Origin of the sequence: Arthrobacter sp. (assembly GCF_031988865.1) — a bacterium.
Taxonomy (GTDB): Bacteria; Actinomycetota; Actinomycetes; order Actinomycetales; family Micrococcaceae; genus Arthrobacter_B.
This window is the reverse complement of the sequence record NZ_DALZXY010000037.1, coordinates 15,185-30,737: the sequence shown is the minus strand read 5'-3', so window position 1 is coordinate 30,737 and position 15,553 is coordinate 15,185. Positions and strand designations below refer to the sequence as shown.

The window sequence follows — 15,553 nt, the reverse complement described above, 5'->3', positions numbered from 1 at the left end:
GGGGTGCTTCCGACCCCGTGCTGTTCCTCCCCGGGCTGCCGCTTCCAGGGGTGCCGCCCTCCGGGGTGCCGCTTGCCGGGGCGCCGCCTTCCGCCGTGTCTCCGCCCGCGGGGCGTGTCCCCCGGCTGGAGCGGCCGCCCCGCCGAAGCAGTCCGACGGCGATCGGAAGGACGGTTAACAGCAGGACCCCCACAAAGATCAGGTCCAGGTTGTCCCGAATAAACGGGATCCGGTTTCCGAGGACGTAGCCGAGCAGTGTGACGCCGGCACCCCAGGCCGCGGCGCCAATCGCGTTGAAGGACATAAACGTGGCGTAGTGCATCCGTGCCACGCCCGCGACCACCGGGGTGAAGGTCCGGAGGATGGGGACGAACCGGGCCAGGATGACGGCCTTGCCGCCGTGGCGGGCGAAGAATTCTTCCGCCCGCGTCACGTTCTCCCGCTTGAAAACCCGGGATTCGGGCCGGTTGAAGACCACCGGCCCGGCTTTACGTCCGATGTAGTAGCCCAATTGATCCCCGGCAAAGGCGCACACTATGACGAACAGGATGAGCAGCCAGATATTGACCTGGATCACCCCGGCTGCCACGAGCAGTCCTGCCGTGAACAGCAGGGAGTCTCCTGGCAGGAAAAACCCGACCAGCAGGCCGGTCTCCACAAAGACGATGCCGCAGACCAGAAGCACCACCCACGGGCCAATGACCGGATCGGCCAGGAATACCTGGGGATCCAGCCAATCGGGAAGGATGGAAGACATGGCGGGCCGCAATACGCCCGGCGAGGCGGCCATGACGGAAATCACCTCCTCAGGGTATGCCATTAGGCACCGAACCGGCTGGGAGCACCGGTCTCCGAGGCGTGGCCTTCCCTGTTCGGAAGACTGTCCAACTTGACAGTGACTGCGCTCACAGGATTACCTAATGAACATTCGGTAAAGAAAAGTGAGGGTCCCATGACTGACATCGATGTCACCGCCCCGGCAGGCGAGGTCCGGCTGCCGCATCCCATTCTTGAACGTGATGCCACCTCCGAGTGGCTGGGCATCGATGTGGTCCGTCTAGCCGAGGGCGAGGCTGTGATCACCATGGAGCTGCGGCCGGAGATGCTTAACGGCTTCGCCATCGCCCACGGCGGCATGGTCTTCGCTTTTGCAGACACGGCCTTCGCCCTGGCCTGCAACCCCTTCGACGCGGACTCCCTCGCCGACATGGACACCATCACGGTGGCCTCCGGAGCAGACATCAACTTCATTTCTTCGGCCCGCGCCGGCGAGAGGCTCCGCGCCGACGCCGTCCGCCGCGCCGCGGCCGGACGCAGCGGTGTCTATGACATCCAGGTCACCGCCGAAGCACCCGACGGCAGCAGCCGGGTGGTCGCCGAGTTCCGCGGCCGCTCGCGCACCATCCCGAATCCCGCACGCCGGCGCTAAGCCCCACCCGCCCAGGCGGGCTCCTCCGCGTCTTCCGCTTTCGCTACCCAACCTGCAGAATCAGCCCCACCCCCTCTCCCACGAAGGTTCCAGCGCATGAATCCCGTCTCCCCCGTCAAGGCCACCGCCGCCGACCCCTCCACCCTCGACCCCGAGGAGCTGATGAGCCGGGACGAAATTGAAGCACTCCAGCTGACCCGTCTGCAGGAAACGCTGCGCTATGCCTATGAACGGGTGCCGCTGTACACCAAGAAGTTCGACGACGCCGGCGTCCATCCGGACGATCTCAAGGAACTCGCGGACCTCGCCAAGTTCCCGTACACCACCAAAGAAGATCTGCGCCAGAGCTACCCGTTCGGCATGTTCGCCGTCCCCATGGACCAGGTTGCCCGCATCCATGCCTCCTCCGGCACCACCGGCCGGCCGACGGTTGTCGGCTACACCAAGGGTGACCTGGACCGCTGGGGAACACTCGTGGCCCGTTCCTTCCGCGCAGCCGGCGTGAAATCCAGCTACAAGGTGCACAATGCCTACGGCTACGGCCTGTTCACCGGCGGGCTCGGCGCGCACTTCGGCGCCGAAAAGCTGGGCTGCACGGTGATTCCGATTTCCGGCGGCCAGACCGAACGCCAGATCCAGCTGATCCAGGACTTCCAGCCGGACACCATTCTCTGCACTCCCACCTACCTGCTGACCATTGCCGATGCCATGAAGAAGGCCGGGATCGATCCGCGGTCCACCTCGCTGAAGAACGCCGTCCTTGGTGCCGAGCCATGGACCGAGGAGATGCGCCACGAGCTCGAGGTCCTGCTGGACATCGATGCCTGCGACATCTACGGTCTGTCCGAGGTGATGGGCCCCGGAGTCGCCGGCGAATGCGTCGAGACCAAGGACGGTGCGCACATCTGGGAGGACCATTTCCGCCCCGAGATCATCGACCCGTTTGACGACACCCGGGTGCTGGCCGACGGCGAACACGGCGAGCTGGTTTTCACCTCCCTCACCAAGGAGGCCCTGCCGATCATCCGCTACCGCACACACGACCTCACCCGGCTGCTCCCCGGCACGGCCCGGCCGGGCATGCGCCGGATGGGCCGGATCACCGGCCGCAACGATGACATGATCATCCTCCGCGGCGTGAACGTCTTCCCCAGCCAGATCGAGGAGATCGCCCTGCGCATCCCCGCCCTGAGCCCGCACTTCCAGCTGGAGATCACCCGGCCGGACCGCATGGATGAGCTCACGGTTAAGATCGAGCGCCGCACCGAATCCGGCGCGGAGGAGTGCCTCGCCGCCGCCGCCGAACTCAGGTCCCAGATCAAGATCCACGTTGGCTCCTCCTGCACCATCAGCGTGGTGGAACCCGGTTCCCTGGCCCGCTCCAGCGGCAAGCTGCGCCGGATCTACGACCTGCGCAAAAAGACGGAAACCCCGTCCTAGCCACACGTCCGGTTGGCCGGTTTGGTCCGGCCAACCGAACGTTCATGGGAAAATATTCAGATGCCTAAGTCTCCGAGCCCCGCTGCTCCTCCGCCCGCCGGCAACGGCACCCGCCGGGGACGGCCGGGCTATGACCAGCAATCCGTGCTGAACATCGCCGTCGACGTCTTTAACCGGCACGGGTATGAGGCCACGTCCATGGGCATCCTCGCGGAGAACCTCGGGATCACCAAGTCCGCTATCTACCACCATGTGCCGTCCAAGGGGGACCTGCTCCGGCTGGCTCTGGAGAACGCCCTGGGCGGGCTGGAGGGGGTCTTTGACGATCCCCGCGCCTCGACCGGGCCCGCCGATGCCCGGCTGGAATTCGTGCTCCGCGGAACCATTCAGGTCCTGGCTGAACGCCTGCCGTTCGTGACCCTGCTGCTCCGTCTGCGCGGCAACACCGAGATCGAGCGGGATGCCCTCAAGCGGCGCCGCGAATTCGACCGCCGGGTCGCCCAGCTGGTGGAAGCCGCCCAGTCCGAGGGCTCGATGCGCAGCGACATTGATCCGCGCACCACCACCCGGCTGCTCTTTGGCACCATCAACTCGATCGTGGAGTGGTACAAGCCCGGTGGGCCCATCGGTGCGGCCAAGCTGGCCGACGACGTCATTTCCATGGCGTTCGACGGCCTGCACAAAAAGGCCTGACCGCTTCCTCCCGTCGAAGGCCTTCCCGCCTCAAGACTTCCCCACCCGCTGGACCTGCTGGCTTTTAGACGCAGAGAAGTTTTAGAGGCAGTGAAGCCCGCCTGGATTTCCAGGCGGGCTTCACTGTTCTGCGGGAAGTTAGGCGCGTTCCTTTTCCACCAGGGTCAGGACGTCATAGGTCGCGACGATCTCATCGTTCTGGTTGTGCAGGACGGCGTCCCAGGCCACCTCGCCGTACTCATCCGTCTCGCGCGGGGTGATGCGCTTGGCGGTCAGCGTGACGCGGATGGAATCGCCGGACGCCACCGGAGTGATGAAGCGCAGGTTCTCCAGGCCGTAGTTGGCCAGCACCGGTCCCGGAGCCGGTTCAACGAACAGCCCGGCGCCCCAGGACAGCAGCAGGTAGCCGTGGGCCACGATGCCGGGGAAGAACGGATTGGCTTCCGCAGCTTCCTGGTTGGTGTGGGCGTAGAAGGTGTCCCCCGTGGTGTTCGCGAAGGCGGTGATGTCCTCCAGCGTGACTTCACGCAGCTCCGAGGCCATGGCGTCGCCGATCTTCAGCGTGGCCAGGTCCTTGCGGAACGGGTGGGTCGCGTCGAAGTTCTGGTCTGCACCGGTGTGCCAGACGCCGGTGATCGCGGTCAGCATGTTCGGGGAGCCCTGGATCGCGGTGCGCTGCATGTGGTGCTTGACGGCACGGATGCCGCCCAGCTCCTCACCGCCGCCGGCGCGGCCGGGACCGCCGTGGACCAGGTGCGGCACGGGCGAGCCGTGTCCGGTGGAGGACCGGGCATCCTCGCGGTTGAGTACATGCACACGGCCGTGGTGGCCGGCGATGCCGATGGCCAGCTCGCGGACGGTCTGCGGATCGTTGCTGCAGACCGTAGCCACCAGCGAGCCGCCGCCAAGGGCTGCCAGGCGGACGGCGTCGGCCGTGTCTTCGTAGCCGATGACCGAGGACACCGGCCCGAAGGCCTCCACCGAGTGCAGCGCCTCTGCCTCGGCGTCGTCCCAGGTCAGCAGGATCGGGGCCATAAAGGCACCGTCTGCGGCCACTCCGCGGCTGCCATCCAGCTGGACGGTTTCGGGTGCGTCCAGGGTGCCATACGCGATCCGCGCACCGCTGGCCAGCAGTGCCTCGACGGAGGAGCGGACCCCGTCGCGCTGTTCGGTGGAGGCCAGGGCACCCATGGTGACGCCCTCTGCACGAGGGTCGCCCAGGACAACGCGCTGCTCGATCCGCTGGGCAGCGGCGGCAACGACGTCGTTCACCAGTGCCTTGGGGACGATTGCGCGGCGGATGCTGGTGCACTTCTGGCCGGCCTTGACGGTCATTTCGGTGACCAGGGACTTCACGTAGGCGTCGAACTCCGGGGTGCCGGGAACGGCGTCGGGGCCCAGGATCGAGGCGTTCAGCGAGTCGGTTTCGCTGGTGAAGCGGACGCCGCCTTCCACCACGTTGGAGTGGGACTTCAGCTTGTTGGCGGTCGACGCCGATCCGGTGAAGGAGACCATGTCCCGGTAGTCCAGGTGGTCCAGCAGGTCGCGGGCGGAGCCGGAGATCAGCTGCAGCGATCCCGCCGGAAGGATGCCGGATTCGATCATCAGGCGGACGGCGGCCTCGGTGAGGTAGCCGGTGGGGGTGGCGGGCTTGACGATGGTCGGCACGCCGGCCAGGAAGGCCGGGGCGAATTTCTCCAGCATGCCCCAGACCGGGAAGTTGAAAGCATTGATCTGCACGGCGACACCGGGAATGGAGGTGTAGATGTGCTCACCGATGAAGGAGCCATCCTTGGACAGGACTTCCGCGGTGCCGTCGATGGCCACGGTGGCGTTGGGCAGTTCGCGCCGGCCCTTCGACCCGAAGGTGAAGAGCACGCCGATGCCGCCGTCGATGTCCACCAGGGAATCGATTTTGGTGGCACCTGTGCGGGCGGAGATTTCATAGAGTTCCGGCCGGCGGCCGTTGAGGTACTGCGCCAGTTCCTTGAGCTTCAGGGCACGCTGGTGGAAGGTGAGGCCGGCCAGCCCGCGGTGGCCCACGGTGCGTCCGTGCTCGACGGCGGCGGCGGTGTCCAGCCCGTCGGTGCTGACCAGGGCCAGGAGTTCGCCGGTGCTGGCATCACGGACTTCGGCCGGGCTGGCAGCCGCCAGGCTGCCGCTCTCCGGGGTCCACCATTCGTCCTGGACGAAACTGGGGACGACTTGCACGTCTATGGCGGTTGAGGTCATCTTCGACGGACCCTTTCGATACTGGACGTTGGTTTCGGATCGCCCGGGAGGCCCCCGCCGTCCCGGCTGGAGCCGGGTGCGCACGCGGATAACTGACCGGACGGTCGGTAATCAATCCAGCCTACATGAGAGTGCGCTGGAGCACACCACCGGGGTATCCCCGGAGCTCGAAACAGCGAACGACGGCGGCACCCCCTCTCCAGGGGACACCGCCGTCGTTGATCGCAGCAGCACCGGGGCCGCGGCTCCGCAGGACGCGGTGCCGGGGCGCTGGTTACTTCTTAGACGTAACTACTTCATGTGCGGAACAACCACGGCACGGCCGCTGAGCTCGCCCGATTCCAGCTTCCGGTAGGCCTCGAGGGCGTTATCCATGCTGTAGAGCTCCACCTCGGGCTTGATCTGCCCGGCGCGGTACATCGCCACCACTTCATGCAGGTCTTCGATGGTGCCCCAGTAGGTGTTGGTCGTGGTCGACTCGTACGGGGTGGTGAAGAAGCTCCATTCGTACGATCCGCCGGCGATGCCAACCACAGTGAACCGGGACTGCGGTGCCATCGATGCGGCTGCAGTCTTGATGGTCGGAGAAACCCCGACGAAGTCGAACGCAGCATCCACGCCGCGCCCGCCGGTGATCTCCCGGATGCGTTCCACCTGGCCCTCGCCGCCGGGAACCACGATGGCCCCGGCAGCTTCGGCCTTCTGCATGGCCTCTTCCTTCATGTCAGTGGCAATCACGGTGGCGCCGGTGAGCGCCTTCAGGATCTGCACAGCCATCTGGCCCAACCCGCCGAGGCCGATCACCAGGGCGTATTTGCCGCCCCCAGCCAGGTTCGGCAGGGAGTTCTTGATGGCGTGATACGGCGTCAGCGCTGCATCGGAAAGCGGCGCAGCGGCGACGGGATCGGCGTCGCCCAGCGGGACCAGGTTCCGGACCGGGACCACTACATATTCAGCCATGCCGCCGTCGCGGCCCAGCCCCATGCCCAGGTAAGGGATCTCGGCGGCGTTCTCGCAGTAGGTGTCCTGTCCGCGGGAGCAGGCCTTGCAATGCCCGCAGCCCACCGGGCCGTAGACCAGGTAGGCGCCGCCGACCTCTACGCCGCTGACACCTTCCCCGAGTTCCTCGACCCAGCCGGAGTTCTCATGGCCCAGGACGAACGCGGGCGGAATCGACCCCGGCGAGCCTTCGGAAAAATCCTTATAGATTGCGACGTCGGAGTGGCAGGCACCGGCGCCTGCCACCTTCAGCAGGACCTCGCCCGGGCCCGGCTTCGGCTTTTCGACCTCCGTCAGGGACGGGAAAGTCTGCCACTTCTCAAATACAACTGCACGCATAATGCCTTCTTCTTTGAATCGGTGAGGCGAATTTTCGTCGCCATCCCCACTATATGCATAAACATCTAGTGGAGTCACAGTGGCCCTTCCCGGCGGGAGCGGAGGCTGCTAGGGTAAGCAGTGCTTCACGAGATGTGGCCTCCGCACCCGGCACCACCGGGCAGGAAAAGCTCCGACTGGCCTCACACCAACCCCATTGTTCGGCGGGTGGTTCGGATGACGAAGCGGCCCGCACCAACCGTTGCGGGCAAGGACAACCCATCAAAGGACAAACACTGTGGCTTACTCCAGTGACTCCCGCGTCCGTGTTCCCCCGGGCCGCACGGCGCCGGCACCCGCCCGCACCCCTTCCGGCCCCCAGAGCGGATACGACGACTGGATTGACGTGGAAGTGCACGCCGACCCAGAGCTCGACGTCATCGCCCTGGTGCTCGACGGCGCCCAACAGCTCGTGTGGCACCCGGACGTGGCGCGGGTGGCGCTCGCACTGGCTTCCGCGGCCGACTCCGCACAGTGGTGCCCGCGGCACTCGATGCTGCTGGTACCGGGTGGTTTCCAAAGCCCCGCAGGCAGCTCTTTTTTCTGCTTGGCCACTCTGGAGCGCCCGCACCGGTGCAGCGGGAAACCACTTCCGGCTGAGGCCGGGCTTCCCATGCCGCAGTAGCGGCTTCAGTCCAGCAGCCGGGCCCGGAGCCGGGCGAGGGTGTCCTCCCCGGTTCCGGCCGTACGCAGGTACGTTTCGGCATCGAGCACCCCCAGCACGTCCCGCAGTTCCTGCCGCGCGCCGGCATTTCGTATGGCGAGCTCGGCGTCGCTGAGGGGATGTTCACGCGGCTGCCGCTGGAGCCGGTGCCACTCGTTGATTCCCGCGGCGGCCTGCTGGTAGTCCCGCCAGATCTCCTCCTCCGCTGCTCCGGCGAGCTGCAGCAGGAGCAGGGTGACCAGGCCCGTGCGGTCCCGCCCCGCGGAACAGTGAATAACGACGCCGCCGGGAGGCGCATCCGCGAGGGTCCGGGCAATCGCGGCGAACTTCTCCGGCCAGCGGTGCAGGTTTTCGGGGTAGAACCGCGGTGAGTTCAGGTACGGGCCGGTCAGTGCGGTGAATTCCGGGTCGGCGGCTTCCTGGGTGGGCCGGTTCAGGAACCGGATGCCGGCAACTGCCGACGGCGGCACCACCGGATCGGTATCCCGCCGGCCGATTTCGGAGTCGTTGCGCAGGTCCACCACGGTGCGGACACCGGCGTCGTACGCCTGCTCCCAGCCGCGTGCCGTGATCCATTCGGCCCGGCCCATCCGGTAGATCCGGCCGGGCTGGAGCCTGCGTCCGCGCGCGACGGCGATCCCGCCGAGGTCGCGGGCGTTGACCGCGCCGTCCCAGTCCACCGTTCCGTTGCTGCCGCTGTTCATTGCCCCAGCCTAGGCGCAGGACATTTCGGGGAGGCCCGTGCCTCACGCAGGGACGGCGTTCCGTTCGGCGTGTGACGATCCAGCGCTGAGTGGGGACACCGTCGAGGCCTCACGGGCCGCGACGCCAATCGGTAACCTCGGGATAGGCGGAGAATCCGGCCGCCAGGTAGGTGGATACGGCGCCGGTGTTAGAGCTCTCTGCGCAGACAATGGCGCTCGATGAGCCCATCTCGCGAAGCGATGCCGCGGCCGCCCGCGTCATGATTGTGCCGTATCCGCGGCCGCGGTGCTCTTGATGCACCCCCATCGGCTCGATGAGGCCGGGACGCCCGGCGCCAGCAGACCATACCGTGGCGACGGCGACTGCACGACTGTCGTCATGGAGCGAGAGGATGCGCACGGCTTCGAAACATGGTCCCTCCGCTGCTGCCCGCCATCCAGCTACGAATTTGCGCAGCCGCTCGTCCGGCATCGGCGTTCCACGAAAAGCCGACCAGTGAACAGACACCCACTCATCAGTGCAACCTGGTTCGATGGTCTCGATCCGGTGACCGGCAACCTCGACAGTCGCTGCCAGATTACGCTGGAGCGGTGTCCACGGCTCGTCGGGTGACCACCCCTCCTTCGCGAGTTGCCCGGAGAGAGCTGACGCGCCGCGCGCCTCGATGGTTGCGCTTCCTGCATCGAGGACACCAGCGGCCGGCTCACCGACGTCCGCGGCGATGCGGACAGCGAGAGACTCGTCCTGGTGCCGGGCCGGGTCCATCGCGAATCGCAGCAGCTGGGGGCCATCGAGGAGCGCGATCGCCAGAACGGTGTCTCCATCCGACCACACCCGTGTCGCAGCGGCCGTGGCAGCAGCTCCACGCAGTGAGTACCAGCCCAAGTCGCCCGGATGCAGATGTAGTGGTCCCTCGTCGTACTGCCACTGCTTCAGCACGCCAACTATCTGATTGAGCTCGTTGACGTCAGGCGTTCTCACTTTGACGTCCATGAGTCCTCGTCTCCCATTCCTACAGAGCCAAACCGCACCATCGCTGTCACGCCGATCCGTGAAGGCAACGTTCCCCGGCATCTCCAGCCGCGAAGCCCCCAACCTAGCACTCCGGCTCAGGCCTGGTGCCAGCACGGCATCGAGCAGTCGGGGGCGGTTTGAGTTGCGCGGACGACAACCCCGGTTAACGCAGCAGCCCGCGTCCGGGAAGGACGCGGGCTGCTGGATGATTCGGGAGGTTAGCTCCAGTCGAAGAAACCCTTGCCGGACTTCCGGCCGAGTTCCCCGCGGGCCACCTTGTCCCGGAGGATCTGCGGCGGCTCGAAGCGCGGGCCGAGGGTGGAGGCCAGGTACTCCGCGATGCCGAGGCGCACGTCCAGTCCCACAATGTCCGTGGTTTTCAGCGGGCCGGTGGGGTGCTTGTAACCCAGGACCATGGCGGCGTCGATGTCCTCGGCGGAAGCCACGCCCTCTTCGACCATGCGCATCGCCTCGAGGGCAATGGCCACGCCCAGCCGTGAGCTGGCGAAGCCCGGAGCGTCGTTGACGACGACGGGTGTTTTGCCCAGGTCGGCAACCCAGGCGCTGGCTTCAGCAGCCAGTTCCGCGGAGGTCTGTTTGCCCAGCACCACTTCGATCAGTGTGGAGGCCGGCACCGGGTTGAAGAAGTGCAGGCCGCAGAACCGCTCCGGGCGCTGCAGCTTTCCGGCCAGTTCGGAGACGGAGAGGGACGAGGTATTGGAGGCGAGCCAGGCGTCGTGGTCAAGCTGTTCTTCCACGGCAACCAGGGCCGTGGCCTTGAGGCTGAAGTCCTCCGGCACCGCCTCGACCACCAAGCCGGCACCGGCAAAGTCGGCGTAGTCGGTGGACACGCTCAGCCGTGCGGTCAGGGCGTCGAGGGTTTCGCTGGTGGTGCCACGCTCAACACTCTTGGCCAGGTTTCCGGCTACCCGCTCATACGCGGCCTGGGCGGCGTCGGCGTCACGTTCCACAACGACGACGGCGGCACCTGCCGTGCAGAAGGCGTGCGCAATGCCTGCGCCCATACGGCCGCCGCCGAGGACACCGACCTTGGAGGGAACTGTCATTTCTTGTTCTTCCTTTCCAGGAATGCCTGCATGCGGTCGAACTTCGCCTCAGACTCGAAGAGGATGCCCTGGGCGAGCGTGTCGATCATGGGATGGGCTTCGGCCGGGGCAGCGAACACGGATTTGGTAATCCGCACGGCCAGCGGGTCCTGCTTGGCAATCCGGTCCGCCAGGGCATTGGCTGCCTCCAGCAGGTTCCCGGCGTCGTGCACTTCCGTGACCAGGCGGGCTGCGAGGGCTTCGTCAGCGTTCAGGACCCGGCCGGCAAGGAGGATTTCCTTGGCCAGCGGTTCTCCGACAAGTTCCTTCAGCCGCCAGGTGGCCCCTGCCGCAGCCATGATGCCGAGCGAGGTCTCCGGGTTCCCGATCTTCACTGACGGTGTGGCGATGCGGAAGTCGGCGGCGAACGCCAGCTCCGCTCCCCCGCCCAGCGCATAGCCGTCAAGGGCGGCGATCACGGGCATGGGCAATTTGGCGATCCGGACGAAAATGCTCGAGTTGATTCCGCGCAGGGCATCTTCCCGGCGGCGTTCCCGCAGCTGGGCGATATCCGCCCCGGAGGCGAACACCCCGGCCGTTCCGGAGAGGATCAGGATCTTCGGATCGCGTTCCAGCGCGGCGCAGAGTTCGTGCAGTTCATCGACCATCGTCTGGTCGATGGCGTTGCGGACCTCGGGCCGGTTCAGGACGGCGGAGACCCGGTCCTCGCCAACGGTGACCTGCAGCGTAGTAAACCCAGCGGCAATATCTGAGAAGTCAGCCACTAGACGGCCTCGAGTAGAAGTGCCGTGCCCTGGCCAACACCGACACACATGGTGGCGATGCCGTGGGACGCACCTTCACGTTCCATCCGGCCTAGCAGGGTGATCGCGATGCGGGAGCCGGAGGAGCCGAGCGGGTGACCCAGGGCGATTGCGCCTCCGTCGTTGTTCACAATGCCCTCATCCAGGCCGAGGCGGCGGATGCAGGCCAGCGACTGGGTGGCGAAGGCTTCGTTGAGTTCGACCGCGCCGATCTGGTCCAGCCGGATGCCGCTGCGCTGCAGGACCTTCTGCGTGGCCGGAACCGGACCGATGCCCATGATTTCCGGCGGTACGCCGGCGGAGGCTCCGTCCACGATCCGCGCACGGGCGGTCAGGCCGAGCTCCCGGATGGCGCGGTCGGAGGCAACGATGATGGCGGAGGCGCCGTCGTTCAGGGAGCTGGCGTTGCCAGCCGTGACGATCCCACCCGGCTTCACCACGGGGCGCAGCTTGCCCAGAACCTCCATCGAGGTGCCTTCACGCGGGCCTTCGTCGGTATCCACCACGGTCTCACCCTTGCGGCCCTTGACGGTGACCGGAACGATCTCGTCCTTGAAACGGCCAGCAGCAATGGCGGCCAGCGCTTTCTCATGCGAGCGGACGGCGAACGCGTCGGCATCTTCACGGGAGATATTGTCCGTGGACGCGAGTTCCTCAGCCGTTTCCGGCATGGAGTACGTCATTTTGCCGTCGCGGGACAGGTCGCCGGAGGCGAAGCGTTCGTTGGCGAACCGCCAGCCAATCGAGGTATCGAAGGTGTCACCGGGCTTCGCGAAGGCTTTGGTCGGCTTTTCGGTGACCCAGGGTGCACGGCTCATCGACTCCGTGCCACCGGCGATCACGATGTCCGCGGCACCTGCCTTGATCATGTGGGAGGCCATGATGATGGCCGAGAGGCCAGAGGCGCAGAGCCGGTTCACGGTAATACCCGGAACGGTGTCGCCGAAACCGGCCAGCAGCGCGGCCATCCGCGCCACGTTACGGTTCTCCTCGCCGGCACCATTGGCGTTACCCAGGATGACTTCCTCAACCACGGCGGGATCCAGGCCTTCGCGTGCAACGAGTTCGCGCAGCGTCAGTGCTGCCAGGTCATCGGGACGGACGCTGGAGAGCGCACCTCCGTAGCGGCCAACCGGTGTCCGCACTCCGCCTACGAGAAAAGCCTCAGCCATGTCTGCTCCCAAATATGTTGCTCAACTGCCGTCAGGCTGCGCTGCCCGCCCGGCCACCGGATTTACCGACCAATCGTTCACTTTAGCGTCCCACGTCACTTTACGGCCGGTCAACCTGATGACCTGCCGCCGAAACGGAGCCGTGAACACCGTCCCAGGGTTAGGCTTAGCCGCATTCGCGCTCCGAAAGGAATCCCATGTCCTTCCAGGCTTACCTCGACGCCGTCGAGGCTAAAACCGGACTCACGCCGCGCCAGCTGATCGATCTGGCTGCGTCAAAGGGGTTCGACGATCCAGCGGTGAAGGCCGGACCCATTCTCGAATGGCTGAAGGAAGACTACGGTTTGGGCCGCGGGCACGGGATGGCCATGGTCCACGTCATCCAGAAGGGACCGCAGATCGATGCGAAGCATGTAGGCGCCAAGGGCTCCCACAGGGATGAGTCTGCACTCCTCTGGCTGGACGGCAAGGACAGCAAGCCCGTGTAGCTCCTGCCGTTCGTGAAACGGTGGGCAGCACCTTCACGGACAGGATCCGTCCGCAATAACTGCCGCAACCCGGGCGGACTGCCTTAGCGTGGCCGCATGGCTTACAACATCCAGATCTGCATCGACGCTGAGAACGCCCACGCCCAGGCCGATTGGTGGGCACAAACCCTGGGCTGGCCCGTGGAAGACACCGACCAGGCCTTCATTGACCAGATGCTCGAAAAGGGCTTCGCCTCACCGGACGACCTCATCGAGCACAAGGGAGTCAGGATGTGGCGCGGCGGCTCCGCGATCCTGCAGCCGGTGCCACCGGCCTCCCCCGTGCCGCCGATGCGGATCCTCTTCCAGCCGGTCCCGGAACCGAAAACCGTCAAGGACCGGATTCACCTGGATATCCGTCTCTCCGGCGATGACAGGGATGCCGTCCGGGCGGACCTCGAAGCGCGGGGCGCGAAGTTTCTCTGGGAGGCCAACGAGGGGCCGCATGCCTGGTACACAATGGCCGATCCGGAGGGCAACGAGTTCTGCATCAGCTGATCTGCGGCAGGCCGTGCGGGCCGCGGTCGCGGCCCTACTGCTGCAGCAGCTCCGCCGGCACGGCGTAGGTGATCACAACGGCGAGCAGGTTCTTGGCTGCGTGCACGGCATAGGAGAGCATAAAGTTGTTCCCCGCCCAGAGGTAGACGCCCACCAGCACCGCCCCCATAGCCAGGTACGGCACCATCACCTGCAGGGAGAACTCGGCTTCCCCGGCCACATGGATGCCGGAGAACAGCAGCAGCGAGAGCAGGGCGCATACCCAGATGTTCCAGCGCCGGGACAATTTGCCGATCAGCAGGTGCCGGAAGATGTACTCCTCCACGAACGGCGCCAGCACCACGAACAGCGGAACCACCAGCCACGGCGAGACCGAGACGAGAAGGCTCTGGGCGGCTTCCTGGTTCAAGGCGGTCTGCGGCGGTCCGGTCAGCAGCACCAGGATCATCGTGGCAACCAGCATCGCGACCACGGCGAGAGGTATGACGCCGAGAGTCAGCCAGGGCCTGGTCGCCAGGATCCGGGCCTCCCGCACCACGTAGGCACGGGCCGCAATGAACGCCAGGACCGCACCCACCAGATAGAAGGTGAAGTTCACCGCGTAGGAAGCGAGCACCGGGTCCGGAATGACGGCGGTGACCGCGAGCGCCGCCGGTGTCAGGGCCAGGAGCAGCAGCGCAACAACGTAGTACCCCAGCGCCACCCCGTCGGAGCGGGTGAACCGGTAGCTCAGCGGGGGCTCTTCCAGGACCGGACGGCGTCGCGCCCCGGGCCCGGCAGGGAAGTCAGGTGTGGCCATCAATCCACAGTATCGGCCGGGTGCCCGGCAGGCATCACAGCGGCCTTGCCTCGGCCCGCTGCCGCCCTGGTTCAGGCTCCGGGTCCCGCAGCCGGATTCCGGAGTTCCCGGTCCAGCAGTGCGGCAAGGCCGTCAAGGATGAGGTCCAGCCCGAAGCCGAATTCCGCGCCGAAACTGTAGCCGGGATCCATCACGCGTTCCATGGCCGTTTCCGCTAAATACGGCAGCTCTTCCTCAGAGATGGACCGCATCATCGCTTCCATAACTTCCGGGTCCGACTCCGGTCCACCGACCGGCAGCCCGGCTTCCTGCAGGGCGAAGCCGTAGATGTAGCTGTCCAGCAGTGCGTAGGCGTGCCCGGCGCCGTCAACCGAGAACCCCGCCTGGCGCAACACACCCAGCACGGCATTGTGGTGCTGCAGATTGGCTGTTCCCGGCGTGGTCCGGGTTTCCAGAAGCCCAATGGACCAGGGGTGCCGGGTCAGGGCGCTGCGCATGGAATAGCCCCGTTGTTCCATCGCCGCCCGCCAGTTTCCCGCGGCGGAGGGCAGGTCCACTTCAGCGAAGACCAGGTCAACCAGGCCATCAAGGATCTCTTCCTTGTTCGCGACATGGTGGTACAGGGACATCGGTTTAACGCCCAGTGCCTGCGCAAGTGAACGCATGGTCAGGGCGGTCAGGCCACCGGCGTCGGCTATCTCCACAGCACAGTGCAGGACCGCTTTACGGGTCAGCTGTCTGCGGACCGTCGCACCGGAGGCCTTCCCACCGGACAAAGGAATCTGGTTCATTTGACCACACCCTACCGCATTCGTACTTAGTAAGATAGCGTCGGCCTTACTAAGTAAGGTTCGACGTCGCAGCAGAAACGCTCCTGAAAGGAACTCCAAAATGTCTGGTCTGGATGGTTCCAAATCCTCTTCCAAACCCATCTCTTCCGTCCCGGCCTCCGGGCGCATGCAGGCCGTGCTGCAAGAGGGCTATGGCGGCACCGAGGTCCTGCGCCTGCGGGATACCGCCCTGCCGGAATCGGCAGAAAAGGAAGTGCTGGTTCGGGTGCACTCAGCCGGCCTGGCCAAGGAAGCCTGGCACACGATGACCGGCACGCCGTATCTGCTCAGGGCCGCCGTTGG

At 66.0% G+C, this 15,553-nt stretch carries 16 protein-coding genes, 1 pseudogene and 1 riboswitch; of the genes and pseudogenes, 7 read left to right on the top strand and 10 right to left on the bottom strand.

Annotated elements, in window-relative coordinates:
• The coding region (locus RTN46_RS08755; protein WP_312180633.1) for a VTT domain-containing protein at nucleotides 1-820 on the bottom strand (820 nt) is incomplete at its 3' end.
• Nucleotides 821-952: 132 nt separating this feature from the next.
• On the opposite strand from RTN46_RS08755, the gene RTN46_RS08750 reads away from it, so the two are divergent.
• The 3 genes from RTN46_RS08750 (at nucleotide 953) to RTN46_RS08740 (ending at nucleotide 3,562) form a co-directional block, all read left to right on the top strand.
• Nucleotides 953-1,429: a hotdog fold thioesterase gene (locus RTN46_RS08750; RefSeq protein ID WP_312180632.1), complete on the top strand. Its 477-nt coding sequence runs from the start codon at nucleotides 953-955 to the stop codon at nucleotides 1,427-1,429.
• 96 nt (nucleotides 1,430-1,525) lie between these two features.
• Nucleotides 1,526-2,869 carry a phenylacetate--CoA ligase PaaK gene (gene paaK / locus RTN46_RS08745; protein ID WP_312180631.1) on the top strand — a complete coding sequence of 448 codons (1,344 nt, stop codon included), beginning with the start codon at nucleotides 1,526-1,528 and terminating at the stop codon, nucleotides 2,867-2,869.
• Between the two features lie 60 nt (nucleotides 2,870-2,929).
• Nucleotides 2,930-3,562, top strand: a complete 633-nt coding sequence (locus RTN46_RS08740; protein ID WP_312180629.1) for a TetR/AcrR family transcriptional regulator — start codon at nucleotides 2,930-2,932, stop codon at nucleotides 3,560-3,562.
• Nucleotides 3,563-3,700: 138 nt separating this feature from the next.
• Here the strand turns inward: RTN46_RS08740 and paaZ are convergent, their stop codons facing one another.
• Together paaZ and RTN46_RS08730 are read right to left on the bottom strand one after the other, a co-directional pair.
• Nucleotides 3,701-5,794, bottom strand: coding sequence for a phenylacetic acid degradation bifunctional protein PaaZ (gene paaZ / locus RTN46_RS08735; protein WP_312180628.1), 2,094 nt, complete (start codon nucleotides 5,792-5,794; stop codon nucleotides 3,701-3,703).
• Between the two features lie 291 nt (nucleotides 5,795-6,085).
• Nucleotides 6,086-7,132, bottom strand: coding sequence for an NAD(P)-dependent alcohol dehydrogenase (locus RTN46_RS08730; RefSeq protein WP_312180627.1), 1,047 nt, complete (start codon nucleotides 7,130-7,132; stop codon nucleotides 6,086-6,088).
• A 123-nt stretch (nucleotides 7,133-7,255) separates the two neighbouring features.
• Nucleotides 7,256-7,392: riboswitch (SAM riboswitch) on the top strand.
• Between the two features lie 17 nt (nucleotides 7,393-7,409).
• Here RTN46_RS08730 and RTN46_RS08725 point away from each other — a divergent pair.
• Nucleotides 7,410-7,796, top strand: coding sequence for a hypothetical protein (locus RTN46_RS08725; RefSeq protein WP_312180625.1), 387 nt, complete (start codon nucleotides 7,410-7,412; stop codon nucleotides 7,794-7,796).
• Between the two features lie 5 nt (nucleotides 7,797-7,801).
• Here the strand turns inward: RTN46_RS08725 and RTN46_RS08720 are convergent, their stop codons facing one another.
• From RTN46_RS08720 to RTN46_RS08700, 5 genes are all read right to left on the bottom strand, one after another.
• Entirely contained in the window at nucleotides 7,802-8,539 is a 738-nt protein-coding gene (locus tag RTN46_RS08720; protein WP_312180623.1) for a tyrosine-protein phosphatase, read from the bottom strand.
• 109 nt (nucleotides 8,540-8,648) lie between these two features.
• On the bottom strand, nucleotides 8,649-9,521 hold the full coding sequence (locus RTN46_RS08715) for a GNAT family N-acetyltransferase (protein ID WP_312180621.1): 873 nt from the start codon (nucleotides 9,519-9,521) through the stop codon (nucleotides 8,649-8,651).
• Nucleotides 9,522-9,772: 251 nt separating this feature from the next.
• Nucleotides 9,773-10,621: a 3-hydroxyacyl-CoA dehydrogenase family protein gene (locus RTN46_RS08710; protein ID WP_312180620.1), complete on the bottom strand. Its 849-nt coding sequence runs from the start codon at nucleotides 10,619-10,621 to the stop codon at nucleotides 9,773-9,775.
• Entirely contained in the window at nucleotides 10,618-11,367 is a 750-nt protein-coding gene (locus tag RTN46_RS08705; protein WP_396157538.1) for an enoyl-CoA hydratase/isomerase family protein, read from the bottom strand. The genes RTN46_RS08710 and RTN46_RS08705 overlap by 4 nt, the downstream gene beginning before the upstream one ends.
• Nucleotides 11,368-11,384: 17 nt before the next feature.
• Entirely contained in the window at nucleotides 11,385-12,596 is a 1,212-nt protein-coding gene (locus RTN46_RS08700; protein ID WP_312180616.1) for an acetyl-CoA C-acyltransferase, read from the bottom strand.
• A 197-nt stretch (nucleotides 12,597-12,793) separates the two neighbouring features.
• On the opposite strand from RTN46_RS08700, the gene RTN46_RS08695 reads away from it, so the two are divergent.
• Together RTN46_RS08695 and RTN46_RS08690 are read left to right on the top strand one after the other, a co-directional pair.
• Nucleotides 12,794-13,084 carry a DUF4287 domain-containing protein gene (locus tag RTN46_RS08695; RefSeq protein ID WP_312180614.1) on the top strand — a complete coding sequence of 97 codons (291 nt, stop codon included), beginning with the start codon at nucleotides 12,794-12,796 and terminating at the stop codon, nucleotides 13,082-13,084.
• Nucleotides 13,085-13,180: 96 nt separating this feature from the next.
• A complete protein-coding gene (locus RTN46_RS08690; protein ID WP_312180612.1) occupies nucleotides 13,181-13,621 on the top strand; it encodes a VOC family protein in 441 nt (146 codons plus the stop codon).
• 34 nt (nucleotides 13,622-13,655) lie between these two features.
• Here RTN46_RS08690 and RTN46_RS08685 read toward each other — a convergent pair whose 3' ends face one another.
• Both RTN46_RS08685 and RTN46_RS08680 read right to left on the bottom strand, forming a co-directional pair.
• On the bottom strand, nucleotides 13,656-14,420 hold the full coding sequence (locus RTN46_RS08685; protein WP_312180610.1) for a CPBP family intramembrane glutamic endopeptidase: 765 nt from the start codon (nucleotides 14,418-14,420) through the stop codon (nucleotides 13,656-13,658).
• 71 nt (nucleotides 14,421-14,491) lie between these two features.
• Nucleotides 14,492-15,211 (bottom strand): TetR/AcrR family transcriptional regulator C-terminal domain-containing protein, encoded by a 720-nt coding sequence (locus tag RTN46_RS08680; RefSeq protein WP_312180609.1) that lies wholly within the window; start codon nucleotides 15,209-15,211, stop codon nucleotides 14,492-14,494.
• Nucleotides 15,212-15,311: 100 nt separating this feature from the next.
• On the opposite strand from RTN46_RS08680, the pseudogene RTN46_RS08675 reads away from it, so the two are divergent.
• A pseudogene (locus RTN46_RS08675) lies at nucleotides 15,312-15,553 on the top strand (NAD(P)-dependent alcohol dehydrogenase); the annotation flags it as partial.